The sequence below is a fragment of the Devosia sp. XGJD_8 genome, assembly GCF_046614475.1.
Classification (GTDB): domain Bacteria; phylum Pseudomonadota; class Alphaproteobacteria; order Rhizobiales; family Devosiaceae; genus Devosia.
The window spans coordinates 2,289,979-2,303,955 of record NZ_JBKJHF010000001.1 but is presented as its reverse complement, the minus strand read 5'-3'; the positions used below and the strand labels follow the sequence as shown (position 1 = coordinate 2,303,955).

General features: G+C 61.8%; 12 protein-coding genes. 8 read left to right on the top strand and 4 right to left on the bottom strand.

The window, feature by feature from the left end:
• Positions 1–2: 2 nt before the first annotated feature.
• The 4 genes from ACLI1C_RS10845 to ACLI1C_RS10830 all read right to left on the bottom strand — a co-directional run bounded on the left by ACLI1C_RS10845 (position 3) and on the right by ACLI1C_RS10830 (position 5,050).
• The gene (locus tag ACLI1C_RS10845; protein ID WP_411396866.1) at positions 3–956 is read right to left on the bottom strand and encodes an ABC transporter permease; all 954 of its coding nucleotides are present in this window, start codon (positions 954–956) and stop codon (positions 3–5) included.
• Positions 956–2,506, bottom strand: coding sequence for an ABC transporter substrate-binding protein (locus ACLI1C_RS10840; RefSeq protein ID WP_411396865.1), 1,551 nt, complete (start codon positions 2,504–2,506; stop codon positions 956–958). The genes ACLI1C_RS10845 and ACLI1C_RS10840 overlap by 1 nt, the downstream gene beginning before the upstream one ends.
• A gap of 103 nt (positions 2,507–2,609) precedes the next feature.
• Positions 2,610–3,566 (bottom strand): oxaloacetate decarboxylase, encoded by a 957-nt coding sequence (locus ACLI1C_RS10835; protein WP_411396864.1) that lies wholly within the window; start codon positions 3,564–3,566, stop codon positions 2,610–2,612.
• Positions 3,567–4,084: 518 nt separating this feature from the next.
• Positions 4,085–5,050, bottom strand: a complete 966-nt coding sequence (locus tag ACLI1C_RS10830) for a D-2-hydroxyacid dehydrogenase (RefSeq protein WP_411396863.1) — start codon at positions 5,048–5,050, stop codon at positions 4,085–4,087.
• Positions 5,051–5,321: 271 nt separating this feature from the next.
• Here ACLI1C_RS10830 and ACLI1C_RS10825 point away from each other — a divergent pair, with 271 nt between their 5' ends.
• From ACLI1C_RS10825 to ACLI1C_RS10790, 8 genes are all read left to right on the top strand, one after another.
• Positions 5,322–6,662 carry a UbiD family decarboxylase gene (locus tag ACLI1C_RS10825; protein ID WP_411398301.1) on the top strand — a complete coding sequence of 447 codons (1,341 nt, stop codon included), beginning with the start codon at positions 5,322–5,324 and terminating at the stop codon, positions 6,660–6,662.
• 4 nt (positions 6,663–6,666) lie between these two features.
• Positions 6,667–7,248, top strand: a complete 582-nt coding sequence (locus tag ACLI1C_RS10820) for a UbiX family flavin prenyltransferase (protein WP_411396862.1) — start codon at positions 6,667–6,669, stop codon at positions 7,246–7,248.
• A gap of 75 nt (positions 7,249–7,323) precedes the next feature.
• Positions 7,324–8,943, top strand: a complete 1,620-nt coding sequence (locus tag ACLI1C_RS10815) for an ABC transporter substrate-binding protein (protein ID WP_411396861.1) — start codon at positions 7,324–7,326, stop codon at positions 8,941–8,943.
• A 123-nt stretch (positions 8,944–9,066) separates the two neighbouring features.
• Positions 9,067–9,999 (top strand): oxaloacetate decarboxylase, encoded by a 933-nt coding sequence (locus ACLI1C_RS10810; RefSeq protein ID WP_411396860.1) that lies wholly within the window; start codon positions 9,067–9,069, stop codon positions 9,997–9,999.
• Between the two features lie 84 nt (positions 10,000–10,083).
• Entirely contained in the window at positions 10,084–11,031 is a 948-nt protein-coding gene (locus ACLI1C_RS10805; RefSeq protein WP_411398299.1) for an ABC transporter permease, read from the top strand.
• Positions 11,028–11,948: an ABC transporter permease gene (locus ACLI1C_RS10800; RefSeq protein WP_411396859.1), complete on the top strand. Its 921-nt coding sequence runs from the start codon at positions 11,028–11,030 to the stop codon at positions 11,946–11,948. The genes ACLI1C_RS10805 and ACLI1C_RS10800 overlap by 4 nt, the downstream gene beginning before the upstream one ends.
• Position 11,949: 1 nt before the next feature.
• Positions 11,950–12,978 (top strand): ABC transporter ATP-binding protein, encoded by a 1,029-nt coding sequence (locus ACLI1C_RS10795; RefSeq protein ID WP_411396858.1) that lies wholly within the window; start codon positions 11,950–11,952, stop codon positions 12,976–12,978.
• Entirely contained in the window at positions 12,968–13,975 is a 1,008-nt protein-coding gene (locus tag ACLI1C_RS10790) for an ABC transporter ATP-binding protein (protein WP_411396857.1), read from the top strand. The genes ACLI1C_RS10795 and ACLI1C_RS10790 overlap by 11 nt, the downstream gene beginning before the upstream one ends.
• Positions 13,976–13,977 lie beyond the last annotated feature (2 nt).

Genomic DNA, 13,977 nt, shown 5'->3' with positions numbered 1-13,977 from the left:
TCCTACTTCAGCGACTTGCGGATGCGGGGATCGACCACGGCATAGGCCACATCGACCACAAGGTTCGACGTGATGGTCACGGCGGCAATGGCGAGAACGGCAGCCTGCACCACCAGATAGTCTCGATCGAGAATGCCGGACAGAACCAGCTGACCGATGCCCGGAATGTTGAAGATCGACTCCACAATGACCGAGCCGCCCACGATTTGGGGCATCTGCAGGCCGATGATGGTGATAACCGGGATCAGAGCATTCTTGATGGCGTGACCATAGATGACACGCCGTTCCGACAGGCCATTGGCGCGTGCAGTGCGGATGAAATCCTGGTTCATCACCTCGAGCAGATTGGTGCGCAGATAGCGGGCCACGACCGAAAACACGTAGAGGCTGTTGACCATGATCGGCCAGAACGCCTTGTGCAGGAACTTGCCGAAATCGTCCCAGGGCGCCGTATAGCCCTGCAGCGGGATCCAGCCCAGTTGCATGCCCAGGATGAGCACGCCAAAAATTGCGATCAGGAAGCGGGGTGTTCCCAGGAAGGAGTTGACGACCAGCATGCATAGCTGGTCGAGCCAACCGCCCCGTCGCGTGGCCATGACGACACCAACCAGGATGCCGAAAAACACACCGACCATGATCGACGGGATGCCGATCAACAGTGTGCGGGGCAGTCTTTCGCTGATGATGGCTGAGACATTACGGGCATTGAGTACCGAGAGCCCGAAATCCCAGCGCGTGACAATGCCGACGATCCAGTTCCAGTACTGTACTGGCAGTGGAAGGTTGAGGCCCATCCTGACGCGATAGGCCTCGATTTCCACGGCCGAGGCCGCCTCACCCAGCGCGATGCGCGCTGGGTCGCCGGGTAGTCCCCGCATCATCATGAAGACGAGGAGGGAAACGATCAGCATGAGGACGATGGCGATCCATGCCCGCCTGATGAGGTAGGCCGACATTATGCGAGATGCGCCTTTTCGAGGCTCGCCACCGAATAGAACGTCGCCCCGATACCGGTATCGGCGATCCGGTCGCTGACGATGTAGGAGTAGGCATATTCGGCGATGGGCAGGTAGATGGCGTATTCGTCGATCAGCAGCTTGTTGGCCTCCTGGACCGCGGCGACCGCTTCGGCATCCGACTGGGCCGCGACTGCCGTGGACAGCAGCTCATGCACCTCATCGGGGCGCTCCATGGTGGCCAGGCCGAGGATGTTGCCGGTCAGGTTCTGGCGGAACATGCTGGCCATCTGCATGGCAACGTTCACGTAGACGCTCGAGGTCTGGTACCACATGCCATAACCCCAGCCGCTGGCAGCCTGGTTGCCGGCCGCGCCGGTGGGGATCTCGATGTCAGCGGTGATGCCGACATTGGCCAGATGGGCCTGGATGATCTGGAGCACGGTGGCGTTGGCAGCGCCGGCCTCGGTCATCAGCTTGGTGGTGAAGCCGTCGGGAAAACCAGCCTCGGCCAGGAGGGTCTTGGCCTTTTCGGGATCGTAGGGGTAACCCACGATGTCCTCATTGCGATAATGGGTGCCGATGCCGAACTGGTCGGAGGGTACGGCGAGGCCGAGATAGGCTACGTTAACAACTTCCTCGCGGTTGATGGCATGGCTGATGGCCTTACGCACGAGCAGATTGCCGGTCGGGTCGTTGCCCCCGACATTGCGCGAGTTGAAAACCAGCAGCGAGCAATGCGACTTCAACGGCGGAATGGCGATTTCGTAGCCGCGGTCTTCGAGCGGCTTGAAGCCGGTATAGGCCATGCCGGCAAAGGCATCGATCTCGCCTGACATCATGGCTGCCTGGCCAACCAGCGGGTCGTTGTAGATGGTGTAGGTCACCCCCTCGAGCGCGACGGGACCACCCCAGTATTTTTCGTTGCGCTTGAAGACCTTGTTGACGTTGCGCTCCCAGCTTTCGAGCACGAAGGGGCCTGTGCCCACGGGATGCTCCTGGCAATATTCGTCGCCATGCGTCTCATATTGCAGCTGGGAGAACATGTAGCCCGGCTCACGCGAGAAGGCGGTCGGGATGATGGAGCTCCAGGTCGAGAGCTGCAGCTTGAGCGTCATGTCGTCGACCAGTTCGACCGACTGCAGCGAGCCGAGCAGGGCGTTGCGGCGCGCACCGACCTGCATGTAGTGGTCGATGTTCCACTTGACGGTCTTGGCATCGAGCGGGGTGCCATCCGAGAATGTCACGCCCGGGCGGACATGAAATGTGTAGGTCATGGCCTCCGGGTCGGCCTCGACCGATTCAAGCAGCCACGGATCGACAGTACCCTGCGCGTTGGGGCGGAACAGGGACTCATAGATCGGCCAGGAATAGACGTAGTCGAGGCTGTCGCCGGTCAGCGAGAAGCTCATCATGTTGTAATTCATTTCGCGATTGGTGCCGATATTGAGCACCCCGCCATCGGCGGCGAAAGCACGCCCACCACCGGCGACCGCCAGGGCGGCCAGCGACAGACCGGCCTGAATGAGGGTTCTGCGATTTAAGTCCATTGGTCTCTCTCCCATTGTCGTTGTGAGCCTCGCCCAGGCGTGTTTCATCGTTTGCGGCACTGCTGTGCCGCATCAGAGCGCTGGGTCAGGTAGTTTTGTTTGGCTAGCGGATGTCGTCGGGTCCGAACCGGTCGGTCGGACCGGTAAAGTGCTTTTCCAGTCGCACGGCCAGCGCCTCCTCTGGCTTGTCCGTGTAGGCGCTTTCACGATTCACCCATTCTCCTCCCCGAAAGAAGGCGCTCATCGGTGAATAGTAGAATTTGTAGCCGGTGTGATCGTAGGCGGTGTCGATGTAGTCGTTTTCCAGACTTTCAAAGACATGGCGTCCGGCATCGAGCATGGCCAGCATCGCGGCCCGGAAGGAATAGTGCACGCCCACGAACTTGTAGCCGTATTGCTGCAGCGCGGCGATGTCGGCGCGCTTTTCGCCCTTGGCAAGATTAGGATACCAGAAGGTGGCCTTCACATGCTCGCCGACCTTTTTGGCGGCTGCCGTCTTGCTGCCGTATATGGTGGACCGGTTGAGCTCGAGCGGGCAGATCATGTCGGCGCCAGCTTCGATGTAGCGGTTGCAGCGCTCCACGAATTCATCGAAGTCGACATCCACGCTGTGGTCGCAGCGTGCCAGTAGCAGGCAGTCGGTCCCTGCCATGCCATCCTTGGCCGCCTTGAAGCGATAGACCGCTTCATCGATCGGCAACAGGCCGAGCTGGCCACTGCCTGCCAGATCGGTGATCAGAATGGCATCGGTACCTGCCTTGGCCATGCGCCGGCAACCGTGGAAGGTCTGCAGTGGCCGACCAAAGCCTTCGTCGGCATCGATGAACAAAGGCATGTCGGTCATGGACGTGATGCGGTCGGCCATCGAGGCATATTCGTCGACCGTCAGCAGCTTGAGATCTGGAATGCCAGTCGATGCACAGGAGAAATCGCTGCTCGAGATCATGACCATTTTGAAGCCGTTCATCTCGGCGGCCTTTGTGGACATGCAGTCGAATATCTCGGGGACATAGTACTGCTTGTCATCCGCCATATAGGTCTTCAGCGGCGTCTTGGTCATGCTCAACTCTCCCACGCGACGCACGACATGGCGCGCCGATCGATCACAGGGAAGGGGCGTCAGGACATGACAGGTCGTTCCGGCAAGAGCCGGTTGAATAACGTGTCGATGTCGTTCTGCATCCTCCCAGGACGTGATTGCCGGGCAACTTGATGCCGCGACAACTATCCTGCCCGGTGACAGCAACCTCCTCAGATGGCCGTCAACTTGACTTGAGCCTAGGAGTGGCTGACGGCGGGTGTCAACATGCCGTCGCGTGCGTCAACGTTGGATCTCAAAGCGCGCAAATGAAATGAGCCTTTCGGCATAATGCATTGTTTTAAATAGGTAAATTGCTTTCCTAACGGGCAGATCGATCCGCTCTGGGAGGCGCTGCAAATATTTGCGATATCGATAACAAATTTTCCAGATGGCCAGGGGGTCGCTGGACGGGTTGCCGGCCGGAGAGACTTGTCCCAATACGCGATTTCTCACCTCCACACAGCGAAGACAGGCGACTTGTCCGCCCGGCAGCGGGGCTAGTAGCCTCGCTGCAGATCGACGAGGTTTCTCGGTTTGCGGCCGCAGGTGATGTCGTCGAGATTGTCCAGCAGGATGCGCAGGGTTTCCGCCGCATATGTCGTGATGTCGGTGGCCGCGACATGGGGCGTGATTACGAGATTCGGAGCATCCCACAGGGCATCGCCTATCGGAAGCGGTTCCGTGGTGGTCACGTCCAAGATGGCCCCTGCAATCTGCCCGTCCTCAAGTGCCTTGATGAGTGCTGGCTCGTCGATCAGTTCGCCGCGCGCGATGTTGATGATGCCAGCGTGGATGGGCAGGAGCTTGAACTGTCGGGCACCGATGATTTTCCGCGTGGACGGGGTCAGGGGCGCTGTGAGGATGAGGATGTCCGTTCTTGGCAGGACAGAATCGAGCTCCGCTACCGGGAGCGTCTCATCGAAGTCTGAGTGGGGTTTGGGGCTGTTCCGGATGCCCGTGAGTTGAACACCGTGCGGCCGGAGGGACTTGGCGGCGGCGCTACCCAGGCCGCCGACGCCCAGTATGGTGATGCGGGTGCCGGCGAGCGTGCTTGTGAAATGCGGCTGCCAAAGGTGCTTGCGTTGCTGGCTCATCAGCTTGTGCATGCCGGCGCGGAGCATCAGCGTGGCCATCTGGGCATATTCGCCGGCTTTCCTGGCATGCGCGCCGCTATTGTTGAGAAGTATGACCGCAGGCGGCAGAGGGTTGTTTGCGACCAGGGAGTCCACGCCGGCATGCTTGAGAAACGCCGCTTTCAAACGCGGGGCCGCGTGCGGAAAGCGTGCGTGCAGCTGGTCGGCCGTCGTTACCAGGACTTCGGCCGTCGGCATGGCTGAGCCAAAGCCTGCGTCGTCATCGCTGATGGTGAAGCGGTGTCCGCTGTCCGCCGTCACCTTTTGCACAAGATCGGCGGTCAACGGTACGAAGTGGTCATTGGGCCGGTTCTGAATATGTATGTGCATGTGGCACCTCCAATGGCCCGCTGTTGCAGCCTTTCCGCCAAGCACGGTCAATGTCGCAACGAGCAATGTAAATTTTTGCGATACCCCATTTAACCCAACGATGGCTACACAGCTCGCGGCTGCCGGATCATGCTCATTAAATGATCAAATCAAGCCAAGGTATCGGCGCGTGACGGTTCACTCCAATTCCACAGCAAAGAGTCCTGAACCAGTCGCCCTGCATGTCGTGGGTGGCGAGGCCGCCAGCGCGCAGGACCAATCCTGCCGGACCATGATGGCGCAGCTCGATGCTCGAGGCGAGTTGCTCGTCGTCGAGGAAGAGATCGATCTGGTGCATGACCTGTCGGCGCTGCTGTCGCTGACCCACGACACATTGGCGGTGCGTGCCAATCGGATCAAGGGCAGCGACATGCCGGTCTTCGGCAACCTGCTGCTCAATCGCGAGCGCATCGGCATGGCGCTGGGTGTCGAGGCGGAGGCCATCCAGAGCACGCTGCTTGAATCGGTCAAGAAGCCAGTACCGCCGGTTCTGGTGTCCGATGCACCGGTGCAGCAGGAAGATTTTACTGACGGCGTCCTGGCCCGACTGCCGGTTCCGACCTTTTTTGCCAAGGAGACCGGGCCCTATATCAGCGCCGGCATGATGATCGCGACCGACCCCGAAACGGGCCTGGGCAACGCATCCTATGCGCGGCTCAAGATACTGAGCCCGACCGAGGCGCTTATCGGCATTGCGCCCAACCACCATCTGGCCATCATGGCCCGCAAGGCGATGGCACTGGGCAAGCCGCTCCCCTTTGCGGTGGTGCTGGGCGCCCATCCCGCCATTCAGCTGGCAGCCTGCCTCTATCTCGGCCTGGGCGATGACGAAATGCATTGCGCCGGTGCCCTGCTCGGTGAGCCGGTGCGTGTCACCAAATGCCTGAGCAGCGACATTCTTGTGCCGGCCGATGCCGAGATCGTGCTTGAGGGCCTTATCCATGCCGACAAGCCGATCGAAGAGGGCTACGTGTCGGAGTATCACGGCATGTACGAAGACTACGGCGTCGGCGTTCTGGCCACATTCCATCGCATGACCAGGCGCTCCGACGCCATGTTCCAGGTCATCGAGCCGGGCTACCACGCCGAACACATCTATCTTGGCGCCATCCCGATCGCCGCCAGCCTCAAGGCGCAGCTTGCCCGGTCTATCCTCAATGTCGGGGAAGTGGCCGTGACGGCTTCGGGCTCGGGCCGCAACAATGTGGTTGTGCAGATTCACAATCCGCGTCCGGGCCAGGCGCGCCGGGCAATGGCGATTTGCTGGGGCGCGGTCAGCATCATCAAGAACATCACTGTGGTCGATGGCGACGTCGATCCCTGGGATACCGAGGCCGTCGAACTGGCCAAGGCGACCCGCATGCGCGCCGAACGTGACGTGCTCATCGTCACGGACCTGCCGGCAGACCGATCCGAGCCGCAGGAAAGCGGCGGCATGGTGGCCAAGATCGGCTACGACGCGACTATCCGCCAGTCTGACCGCAAGGAGGGCTTCGACAAGGCCCTGCCGCCGCAGGCCTCCTACGACCGCATGCGGGCCGTGCTCGGCCGCGCCAAGCCGCAGGAGCGCTGACGCGATGAAGAAGCGCCGCATGATCGTTGCGATTACGGGGGCATCCGGTGCCTGCTACGGCGTGCGGGCGCTCGAGATGCTGCGCGATATCGAGGACATCGAAACTCACCTCATCATATCCAGCGCCGGCCTGCGAACGGCGATGGAGGAGGGGGTAGTGACCTCGGCCGACGAGATCAGGACTCTGGCCGACGTCTATTATCCGCATAAGGATATCGGCGCCGCGGTGGCGTCCGGCTCGTTCAAATCTGCGGGCATGCTGGTCGCGCCCTGTTCAATCAAAACACTGAGCGCCATTGCGCATTGTTATTCGGACGACCTGATTTCACGGGCCGCGGATGTCTGCCTCAAGGAGCGCCGCAAGCTCGTGCTCATGGTGCGCGAAACGCCGCTTCATGCCGGGCACATTGCCCTGATGGATACGGCCACGCGCAGCGGCGCAATCATCATGCCGCCGGTGCCGAGCTTTTATACCCGCCCGCGGACCCTGGACGATCTGGTGAGCCAGACGGTGGGGCGCGCGCTTGACCTGTTTGATTTCGACCACCCGCAGGTGCGTCGCTGGAAAGAAGGTGACGCGACCTGAGAGAGGCGACGGCTTGAGGGGAATAAAGGGAACACGGCGCCTTCCAAAAGGAAGGGCCAAAAAGGAGAAGCGAATATGAAAATCATGCAGTTTGCCCGCAACGCCGCATCGACCCGGACCATCCGGGCTGCCGCTCTTGCGATGACCTTGCTCGGCACTTCGGGCCTCACCGGCGTCAACAGCCTTGCCTTCGCACAGGCCGACGCCGAAGCCGTCAGCGGTGGCGAAATGACCATTATTGCCGGCTCGGACATAAAGAGCTGGGATCCGGCAATCACCTCGGGCACCTTCCCGGGTGGTCCGATGGACCAGCTGGACGCGGTTTACGGCTTCCTGGTCTATGTCGACCTTGAGGGCAAGGTGCAAGGCGGCATGGCCGAGAGCCTCACCAGCGAAGACGCCACCGTCTGGACGCTGAAGCTGCGTCCCGACGTCAAGTTCACCGACGGCAATCCCTATGATGCTGAAGCCGTGCTCTACAACTGGAAGCGCGCTGCCGACCCAGAGACCCTGGCACCGGCGCAGCCGTTCGTTTCCTCATGGATCGATGGCGCGAAGGTGATCGACCCGCTGACCATCGAGATCACGCTGCCCACGCCCAACCGCAACTTTGGTTCGACCCTGGCCCAGTCCGCGCCCTTCGTGGCCTCGCCCGCCGCGCTCGAAGCGGCTGGAGACGACAAGGCCGCGATCAAGCCGGTCGGGGCAGGGGCATTCATATTCGAAGACTGGGATCAGGGCATCTCGCTCAGCTTCAAGAAGAACCCCGATTACTGGGATCAGCCGCGCCCCTATCTCGATACGCTCAAATTCGCGATCATCCCGGAAACCAACAGCCGCATATCGACGGTGGTCCAGGGCGGCGCCCAGATGATGGCTGGCTATCCGTACCAGTTCGGCGCCAATGCCGACGCGCCCGGCATCGCGACGCACGAAATCCCGATCCCCGGTCTCTATCGCGCCTATTTCAACCAGGTGGCCGGCACCTTCACCGATCATCGCGCCCGCGAGGCTTTCTATCGTGCCGTTGATCCGGCACGCCTGATGCAGGCCTATACGCAGCTCGAGGGCTATGTCACGCCGACCAACTACTTCACCCAGGCTTCGCCCTATTACGAGCCGGCCGAAGTGCTGCCGACCTATGATCCGGCCAAGGCGCAGGAGCTGTTCGACGCCCTTGCGGCCGATGGTAAGCCGTTCAAGATCAAGCTGGTCAGCTACACCAACTCCGATCTCAAGCGCCTGACTTCGTATCTGCAGCAGGTGCTGACGGCCTACGAGAATGTCGAGGTTGAGGTGGAGCTGGTCGATCAGGCCATGCTCAAGCCGCAGTGCCAGACCCAGGTCAATTTCGACCTGTGCATCGACGGCGGCGTGCTGGTGGCGAACGGCGCCGAGCCGATCATCTCCAACATGCTCAAGACCGGTGGCGTGGACAACTGGGGCCAGTATTCGAGCGAAGCCATGGACGGCTACCTCGATGCGGCCAATGCCACGATGGACCAGACCGAGGTCAAGGCCGCCTATGCCGATGTGCAGAAGGTGATAGCCGAGGATCTGCCGCTCTACATCTTCGGATCGGAAACCCGCTACCTGCTGCTGCGCGACAATGCCGGCGGTATCGTTCCGTCCAATGGCGGCATCCTGCAGAAGCAGTATCTCTACCTGTGTGAAGACGCCTGCGCCGCAGAGTAAACCGACCTATCCGGCCCGCCGATCCCCCGCGGCGGGCCGGGCGGTGTCGCGACCTCCCGCGGCACCGTCTATTTTCCGTGCACCGCAGTGCGGTGTTCGCCCCACGAGCCTAAAGGGTAAGCAATGTTCGACAAACGCCCCAGAAAAACCTTCCGCCAGCTGTTCGGCGAAAAGCAGGTCTTCACCCCATGCGTGTGGGATTGCTATTCGGCCAAGGCGGCCGAAATGGCGGGTTTCGAGGCCATCCTGCTGAGCGGTGCATCGCTGGGCTTTTCCATGTCGGGCGTGCCGGATATGGGGCTGCATAACCAGGAAGAACTGGTCTGGGCGACGGATCGCATCGCCGACTATTCGCCGCTGCCGCTGATCATCGATGCCGATGATTGCTTCGGCGACGTGGCGCAGGCCTACCGCACCTGTCGCCGGCTCGCCAAGGCCGGTGCCGCCGCCATCCTGCTCGAGGATACGCCCAATGAGCGCGGCTATGCGCGCTTCGGCCGGGCGATGGAGAAGGCAACACTGGAAGGCAAGCTCGACGGCAATATCGACCACCCCGTCGTCTCCCAGGAGCTCTGGCTGGCCAAGATCAAGGCGGCGCTCGATGCCTGCGCCGACACCGATTGCGTGGTCATTGCCCGCACCGAATCCAAGCTCGAAAAGGGTCTCGACGATGCCATCGAGCGTTGCGTCAAGGCCGAGGAGCTGGGTGCCGAAATGACCTATGTTCATGGCCTGCGCACGCTCGAAGAGTGCGAAAAGGTCAACCGGGCGCTGCCGGGCTGGAAGATGTTCGGCGACGTGGCCGTGGTCAACGGAAAGCCCTTCGTCGAGCTCGATGATATTGCCAAGCTCGGCTTCAACCTCGTGACCATGCACTACCTCGAAAAGGGGTCGATGTACGGCATGATGGATTTCGGCAAGCGCGTGTTCGGTGAGATGAGCACCCGCTATTCCGACGAGCACGACATGGGCGGCTATACCAAGGAACAGCAGCGCCAGCTGCTTGAGCGCGATATCGGCTGGATGGACGCCGAAGAAGAGTGGAAGCGCATCTGAGCTGCGGCTCCAGCGGCAACGGCGGCGGTGGACGGTTCGTCCACCGCCAGAACAGGAAAGGGAAGTGACGTGCTGAACAACGCAATGCCCTATTTTCGGGCCATATCAACGCGCTTGATCACCGGCATTCTGGTTTTCCTGCTGGTGACCTTCAGCGCGACTGCGCTTTCAAGCCTGGCCCCCGGCTCGGCGGCGCAGCTCATTCTCGGTGACTATGCGACGCCCGAGCAGATCGCGGCGCTCAACACGGCCTATGGCTACGACCTGCCGGTGTGGCAGCGCTATCTGGGCTGGCTCGGCAATCTGCTGCGCGGCGATCTTGGCGTGACCCTGTTCAGCCAGCAGCCAATTATCGGCGTGGTGCTTGAGCGCGCCGCCGTTACCTTCGAGATCGCTTTTCTCGCCATGGCCGTGTCGCTGATCGGCATTCCGGTCGCCATGTACACGGCCAGTCATCCCAACAAGCTGGCCGACAAGGTGATGCGCTCGGTCTCGACCGTGCTGCTCGCCGTGCCGACCTTTGTGATCGTGGTGCTGTTTTCCTATCTATTCGCCATGGTGCTGCGCTGGTTTCCGGCGACCGGCTGGGTCAAGTTCACCGAAGATCCGCTGGCCAATCTCTGGTATGTGGCGCTGCCGGTGCTGTGCCTGACGCTGCACCAGACGGCCTACCTCTATCGCGTGGCGCGCAACGAATTCGTGTCGACGCTGCAGGAAGACTACATCGCCGTGGCGCGCGCGCGCGGCCTGCCGCTGGCCTATATTCTCTACCACCACGCCCTGCGTCCGGCCATGCCGCAGATCCTGACGGTGATGGGCCTGTCGTTGACCTATATGCTGGCCGGCTCGTTCGTCGTCGAAAGTTACTTCGCGGTGCCCGGCATCGGCTGGACCATCCTCAGCGCCGTCAAGAGCCACGACATCCCGCTTGTCCAGGCGATCCTGTCGCTCACCGTCGTGGTCTTCGTCGTCATCTTCATGCTGGTCGACCTCGGCTACGCGCTCATCGACCCGCGGGTGAAAGTATCATGACCGATATCGGTAACACGCCCGCTTTCAAGCCAGGTCCGGACGCCAAGCTGGGCGACATCGCCCGCGCAGCAATGCCCTGGTCGAGCAAGCTCAAACTGCCCGGCGCCACGCCGTTCGAAATGCTGGCTGCGATCTTCCTGGTCGTGCTGGTGCTGGTGGCGCTATTCGTGGACTTCATTCCCGGGCTGGTCAGTCCGAAACTGCCCTATGGCGATTTCTCGCAGATGCCGGAATGGTCGATCAACGGCCTACTGGGCACCGACGATATCGGCCGCTCGATCCTGTCGCGCGTGCTGCATGGCGCGCGCACCTCAATGATGATCGTGGCGCTTTCGACAACCATCGCCGTGGTTTCGGGCCTGCTGCTGGGGATGGTTGCCGGCTACTATCGCGGTATCTTCGAACGGGGAGTCGACCTGTTCGCCAATGCGCTGGCGGCCATGCCGTCCACGCTGGTGGTGCTTGCCTTCGTGGCAGTGACTGGTCCGTCGGTGGTCACCATCATCGTGGTGCTGGGCATTTTCGATATCGGCACCTATGCCCGTGTCGCCAAGGCGGGTGTGATCTCGCAGAGCAATCGCGACTATGTGCTGGCGGCCCGTGCCATGGGCGCCACCGATGGCCGCATCATGCTGCGCGAAATCCTGCCCAACCTCATTCCGGCGTTGACCGCCGTGATGCCGACGCTGATGGCTGGCCTCATCATCACCGAAGGGTCGCTGAGCTTTCTCGGCTACGGCATTCCGGCGCCGGCACCGAGCTGGGGCGGCATGATCGCAAGTTCGACCGACCTGCTGAGCCGGTTTCCGCTGCTGATCGTCGGACCGATCCTGGCCATCGTGCTCACGGTCTACGCCTTCAATACCATCGGCGACTATCTCGCCCAACGCCTCAACAGCCGCGAGCGGGAGAGCTGAGATGGATACAACTATCGCTTCTCGCCCCATCCTGTCGTGCAAGGCCATGACCTGTGAGCTGGACTCGATCTCGGGGCCGCTACAGATCCTGCAGGACATCGATTTCCGCCTCGACACCCGCCGCTCCCTCGGCATTGTCGGCGAGTCCGGCGCCGGCAAGTCCGTACTGGTCAAGGCCATCATGGGCATTGCGCCGCGTGGCATGCGGATCAAAGGGCAGATCGAGCTGGACGGGCAGGATCTGTCGGCTCTCAAGCCAAAGCAGCGCGCCAAGGTGATCGGTCGCAAGGTGGGGATCGTGTTCCAGAATCCCATGACCTCGCTCAATCCCTTCGTGCCGATCGGTCGGCAGATCGAGGAAGCCGGGCGCATTCACCTCGGCATGGGCAAGGTTGAAGCAAAGACGCGGGCCATCGAGCTCCTGTCCTTTGTCGGCATGCCGGACCCCGAGGATTGTTGCGACTACTATCCGCATCAGTTCTCGGGCGGCATGAAGCAGCGCATCATGATCGCGGCCGCGCTGATCTGTCAGCCCGACCTGCTGATTGCCGACGAGGCGACGACGGCGCTCGACGTAACAGTGCAGAAGGAAGTTCTCGACCTGCTCCAGACCATCCAGGCTGAGCGGCAGATGTCGATGATCCTCGTTTCGCACAACCTGGGCGTCGTGGCCGGACGCACCGACGAAATCCTGGTGCTCTATGGCGGCAATGTCGTGGAATACGGCCTGACTTCGGAAGTGTTCCGCAATCCGCGGCATCGCTACACCGAAGCCCTGCTGTCGGCCATGCCGGCCATGGATCAGCCCGCCCATACCCGCCTGCGCACCATTCCCGGCCAGCCGCCCAATCTGGCAAGCCGGCCACCCGGCTGTCCCTTCGCTCCCCGCTGTCCGGCAGCACAGGCCAAGTGTCATGAGATCATGCCCGAAATGAGCAGGGGCATCGACGCCAATCACCGCTTTGCCTGCCATTTCCCGTTGGACGCCATTCCGCGTTCGCCTGCTGCGGAGGTCGCCCATGTCCAGTGAAACGCGCGTTGCCGAGCAGACCATCCTCGACGTCCGCAATCTCTCCGTGAACTTCACGCGTGGTGGCAGGCAGATGAAGGCCGTGGACGATGTCTCCTTTTCCGTCGCGGCTGGCGAAACGCTTGGCCTCGTCGGGGAAAGCGGAAGCGGCAAGACCACGATCGGCAGGGCGATCCTGCGCCTGCTGCCGAGTGCCAACACCACGACCCAAGGCGAGGTGCGCTACAAGGATATTCATCTGGACGCGCTGTCGAGCAATCGCATGCGGTCCATGCGCGACCGGCTACAGATGATCTTTCAAGACCCGCTGTCCTCGTTCAATCCGCGCCGCAATGTCGAGGATATCGTGGCCGAGGGCCTGGTCATCCAGGGCAAGCCGGCCGCCGAGCGCAAGCAGCGGGTGAAGTCGGCACTGGCCGATGTGGGTTTTGATGTCGAACTGGTATCTGGCCGCAAACCGCACCAGTTCTCCGGCGGCCAGTGCCAGCGTATTGCCATTGCCCGTTCGCTCGCGGTGGAACCCGAGCTCATCGTCTGTGACGAGCCGGTGGCGTCGCTCGATGTGTCGGTACAGGCGCAGGTGATCAACCTGCTGCAGGACATTCGCGAGACCCGCAACCTGGCGCTGATCTTCATCTCGCACGACCTTGCCGTGGTGAAGAATGTCAGCGACCGCGTGGCGGTGCTTTACATGGGGCGCATCGTCGAAATCGGGACGGGGCCGCAAATTTATGGCCGCCCGGCCCATCCCTATACACGCACGCTGCTCGAAGCTGTGCCGGTGGTCGATGCCAGCCGCAAGATCCAGCCCGATGGCAGCCGCACCGTCATGCCATCGCGCAACCGACCGCAGGGCGGCTGTGCGTTCCGCAGCCGTTGCCCGCGCTCGACGGCAGTCTGTGAGAGCACGGTGCCGGAGCTGGCCGAAGCGCCTGGCGGACAGTTGGTTGCCTGCCACCATCCGCATAGCGAGCCGGCTCCCGGGCTGGCCGCCTGAGA

What these genes read in the sequence shown, in the direction of transcription:
- ACLI1C_RS10810 (WP_411396860.1), top strand. Translation starts at nt 9,067, where the DNA reads ATGTTCGACAAACGCCCCAGAAAAACCTTCCGCCAGCTGTTCGGCGAA.
- ACLI1C_RS10795 (WP_411396858.1), top strand. Translation starts at nt 11,950, where the DNA reads ATGGATACAACTATCGCTTCTCGCCCCATCCTGTCGTGCAAGGCCATG.
- ACLI1C_RS10830 (WP_411396863.1), bottom strand. Translation starts at nt 5,050, where the DNA reads ATGCACATACATATTCAGAACCGGCCCAATGACCACTTCGTACCGTTG.
- ACLI1C_RS10805 (WP_411398299.1), top strand. Translation starts at nt 10,084, where the DNA reads ATGCCCTATTTTCGGGCCATATCAACGCGCTTGATCACCGGCATTCTG.
- ACLI1C_RS10825 (WP_411398301.1), top strand. Translation starts at nt 5,322, where the DNA reads ATGATGGCGCAGCTCGATGCTCGAGGCGAGTTGCTCGTCGTCGAGGAA.
- ACLI1C_RS10835 (WP_411396864.1), bottom strand. Translation starts at nt 3,566, where the DNA reads ATGACCAAGACGCCGCTGAAGACCTATATGGCGGATGACAAGCAGTAC.
- ACLI1C_RS10800 (WP_411396859.1), top strand. Translation starts at nt 11,028, where the DNA reads ATGACCGATATCGGTAACACGCCCGCTTTCAAGCCAGGTCCGGACGCC.
- ACLI1C_RS10790 (WP_411396857.1), top strand. Translation starts at nt 12,968, where the DNA reads ATGTCCAGTGAAACGCGCGTTGCCGAGCAGACCATCCTCGACGTCCGC.
- ACLI1C_RS10820 (WP_411396862.1), top strand. Translation starts at nt 6,667, where the DNA reads ATGAAGAAGCGCCGCATGATCGTTGCGATTACGGGGGCATCCGGTGCC.
- ACLI1C_RS10815 (WP_411396861.1), top strand. Translation starts at nt 7,324, where the DNA reads ATGAAAATCATGCAGTTTGCCCGCAACGCCGCATCGACCCGGACCATC.
- ACLI1C_RS10845 (WP_411396866.1), bottom strand. Translation starts at nt 956, where the DNA reads ATGTCGGCCTACCTCATCAGGCGGGCATGGATCGCCATCGTCCTCATG.
- ACLI1C_RS10840 (WP_411396865.1), bottom strand. Translation starts at nt 2,506, where the DNA reads ATGGACTTAAATCGCAGAACCCTCATTCAGGCCGGTCTGTCGCTGGCC.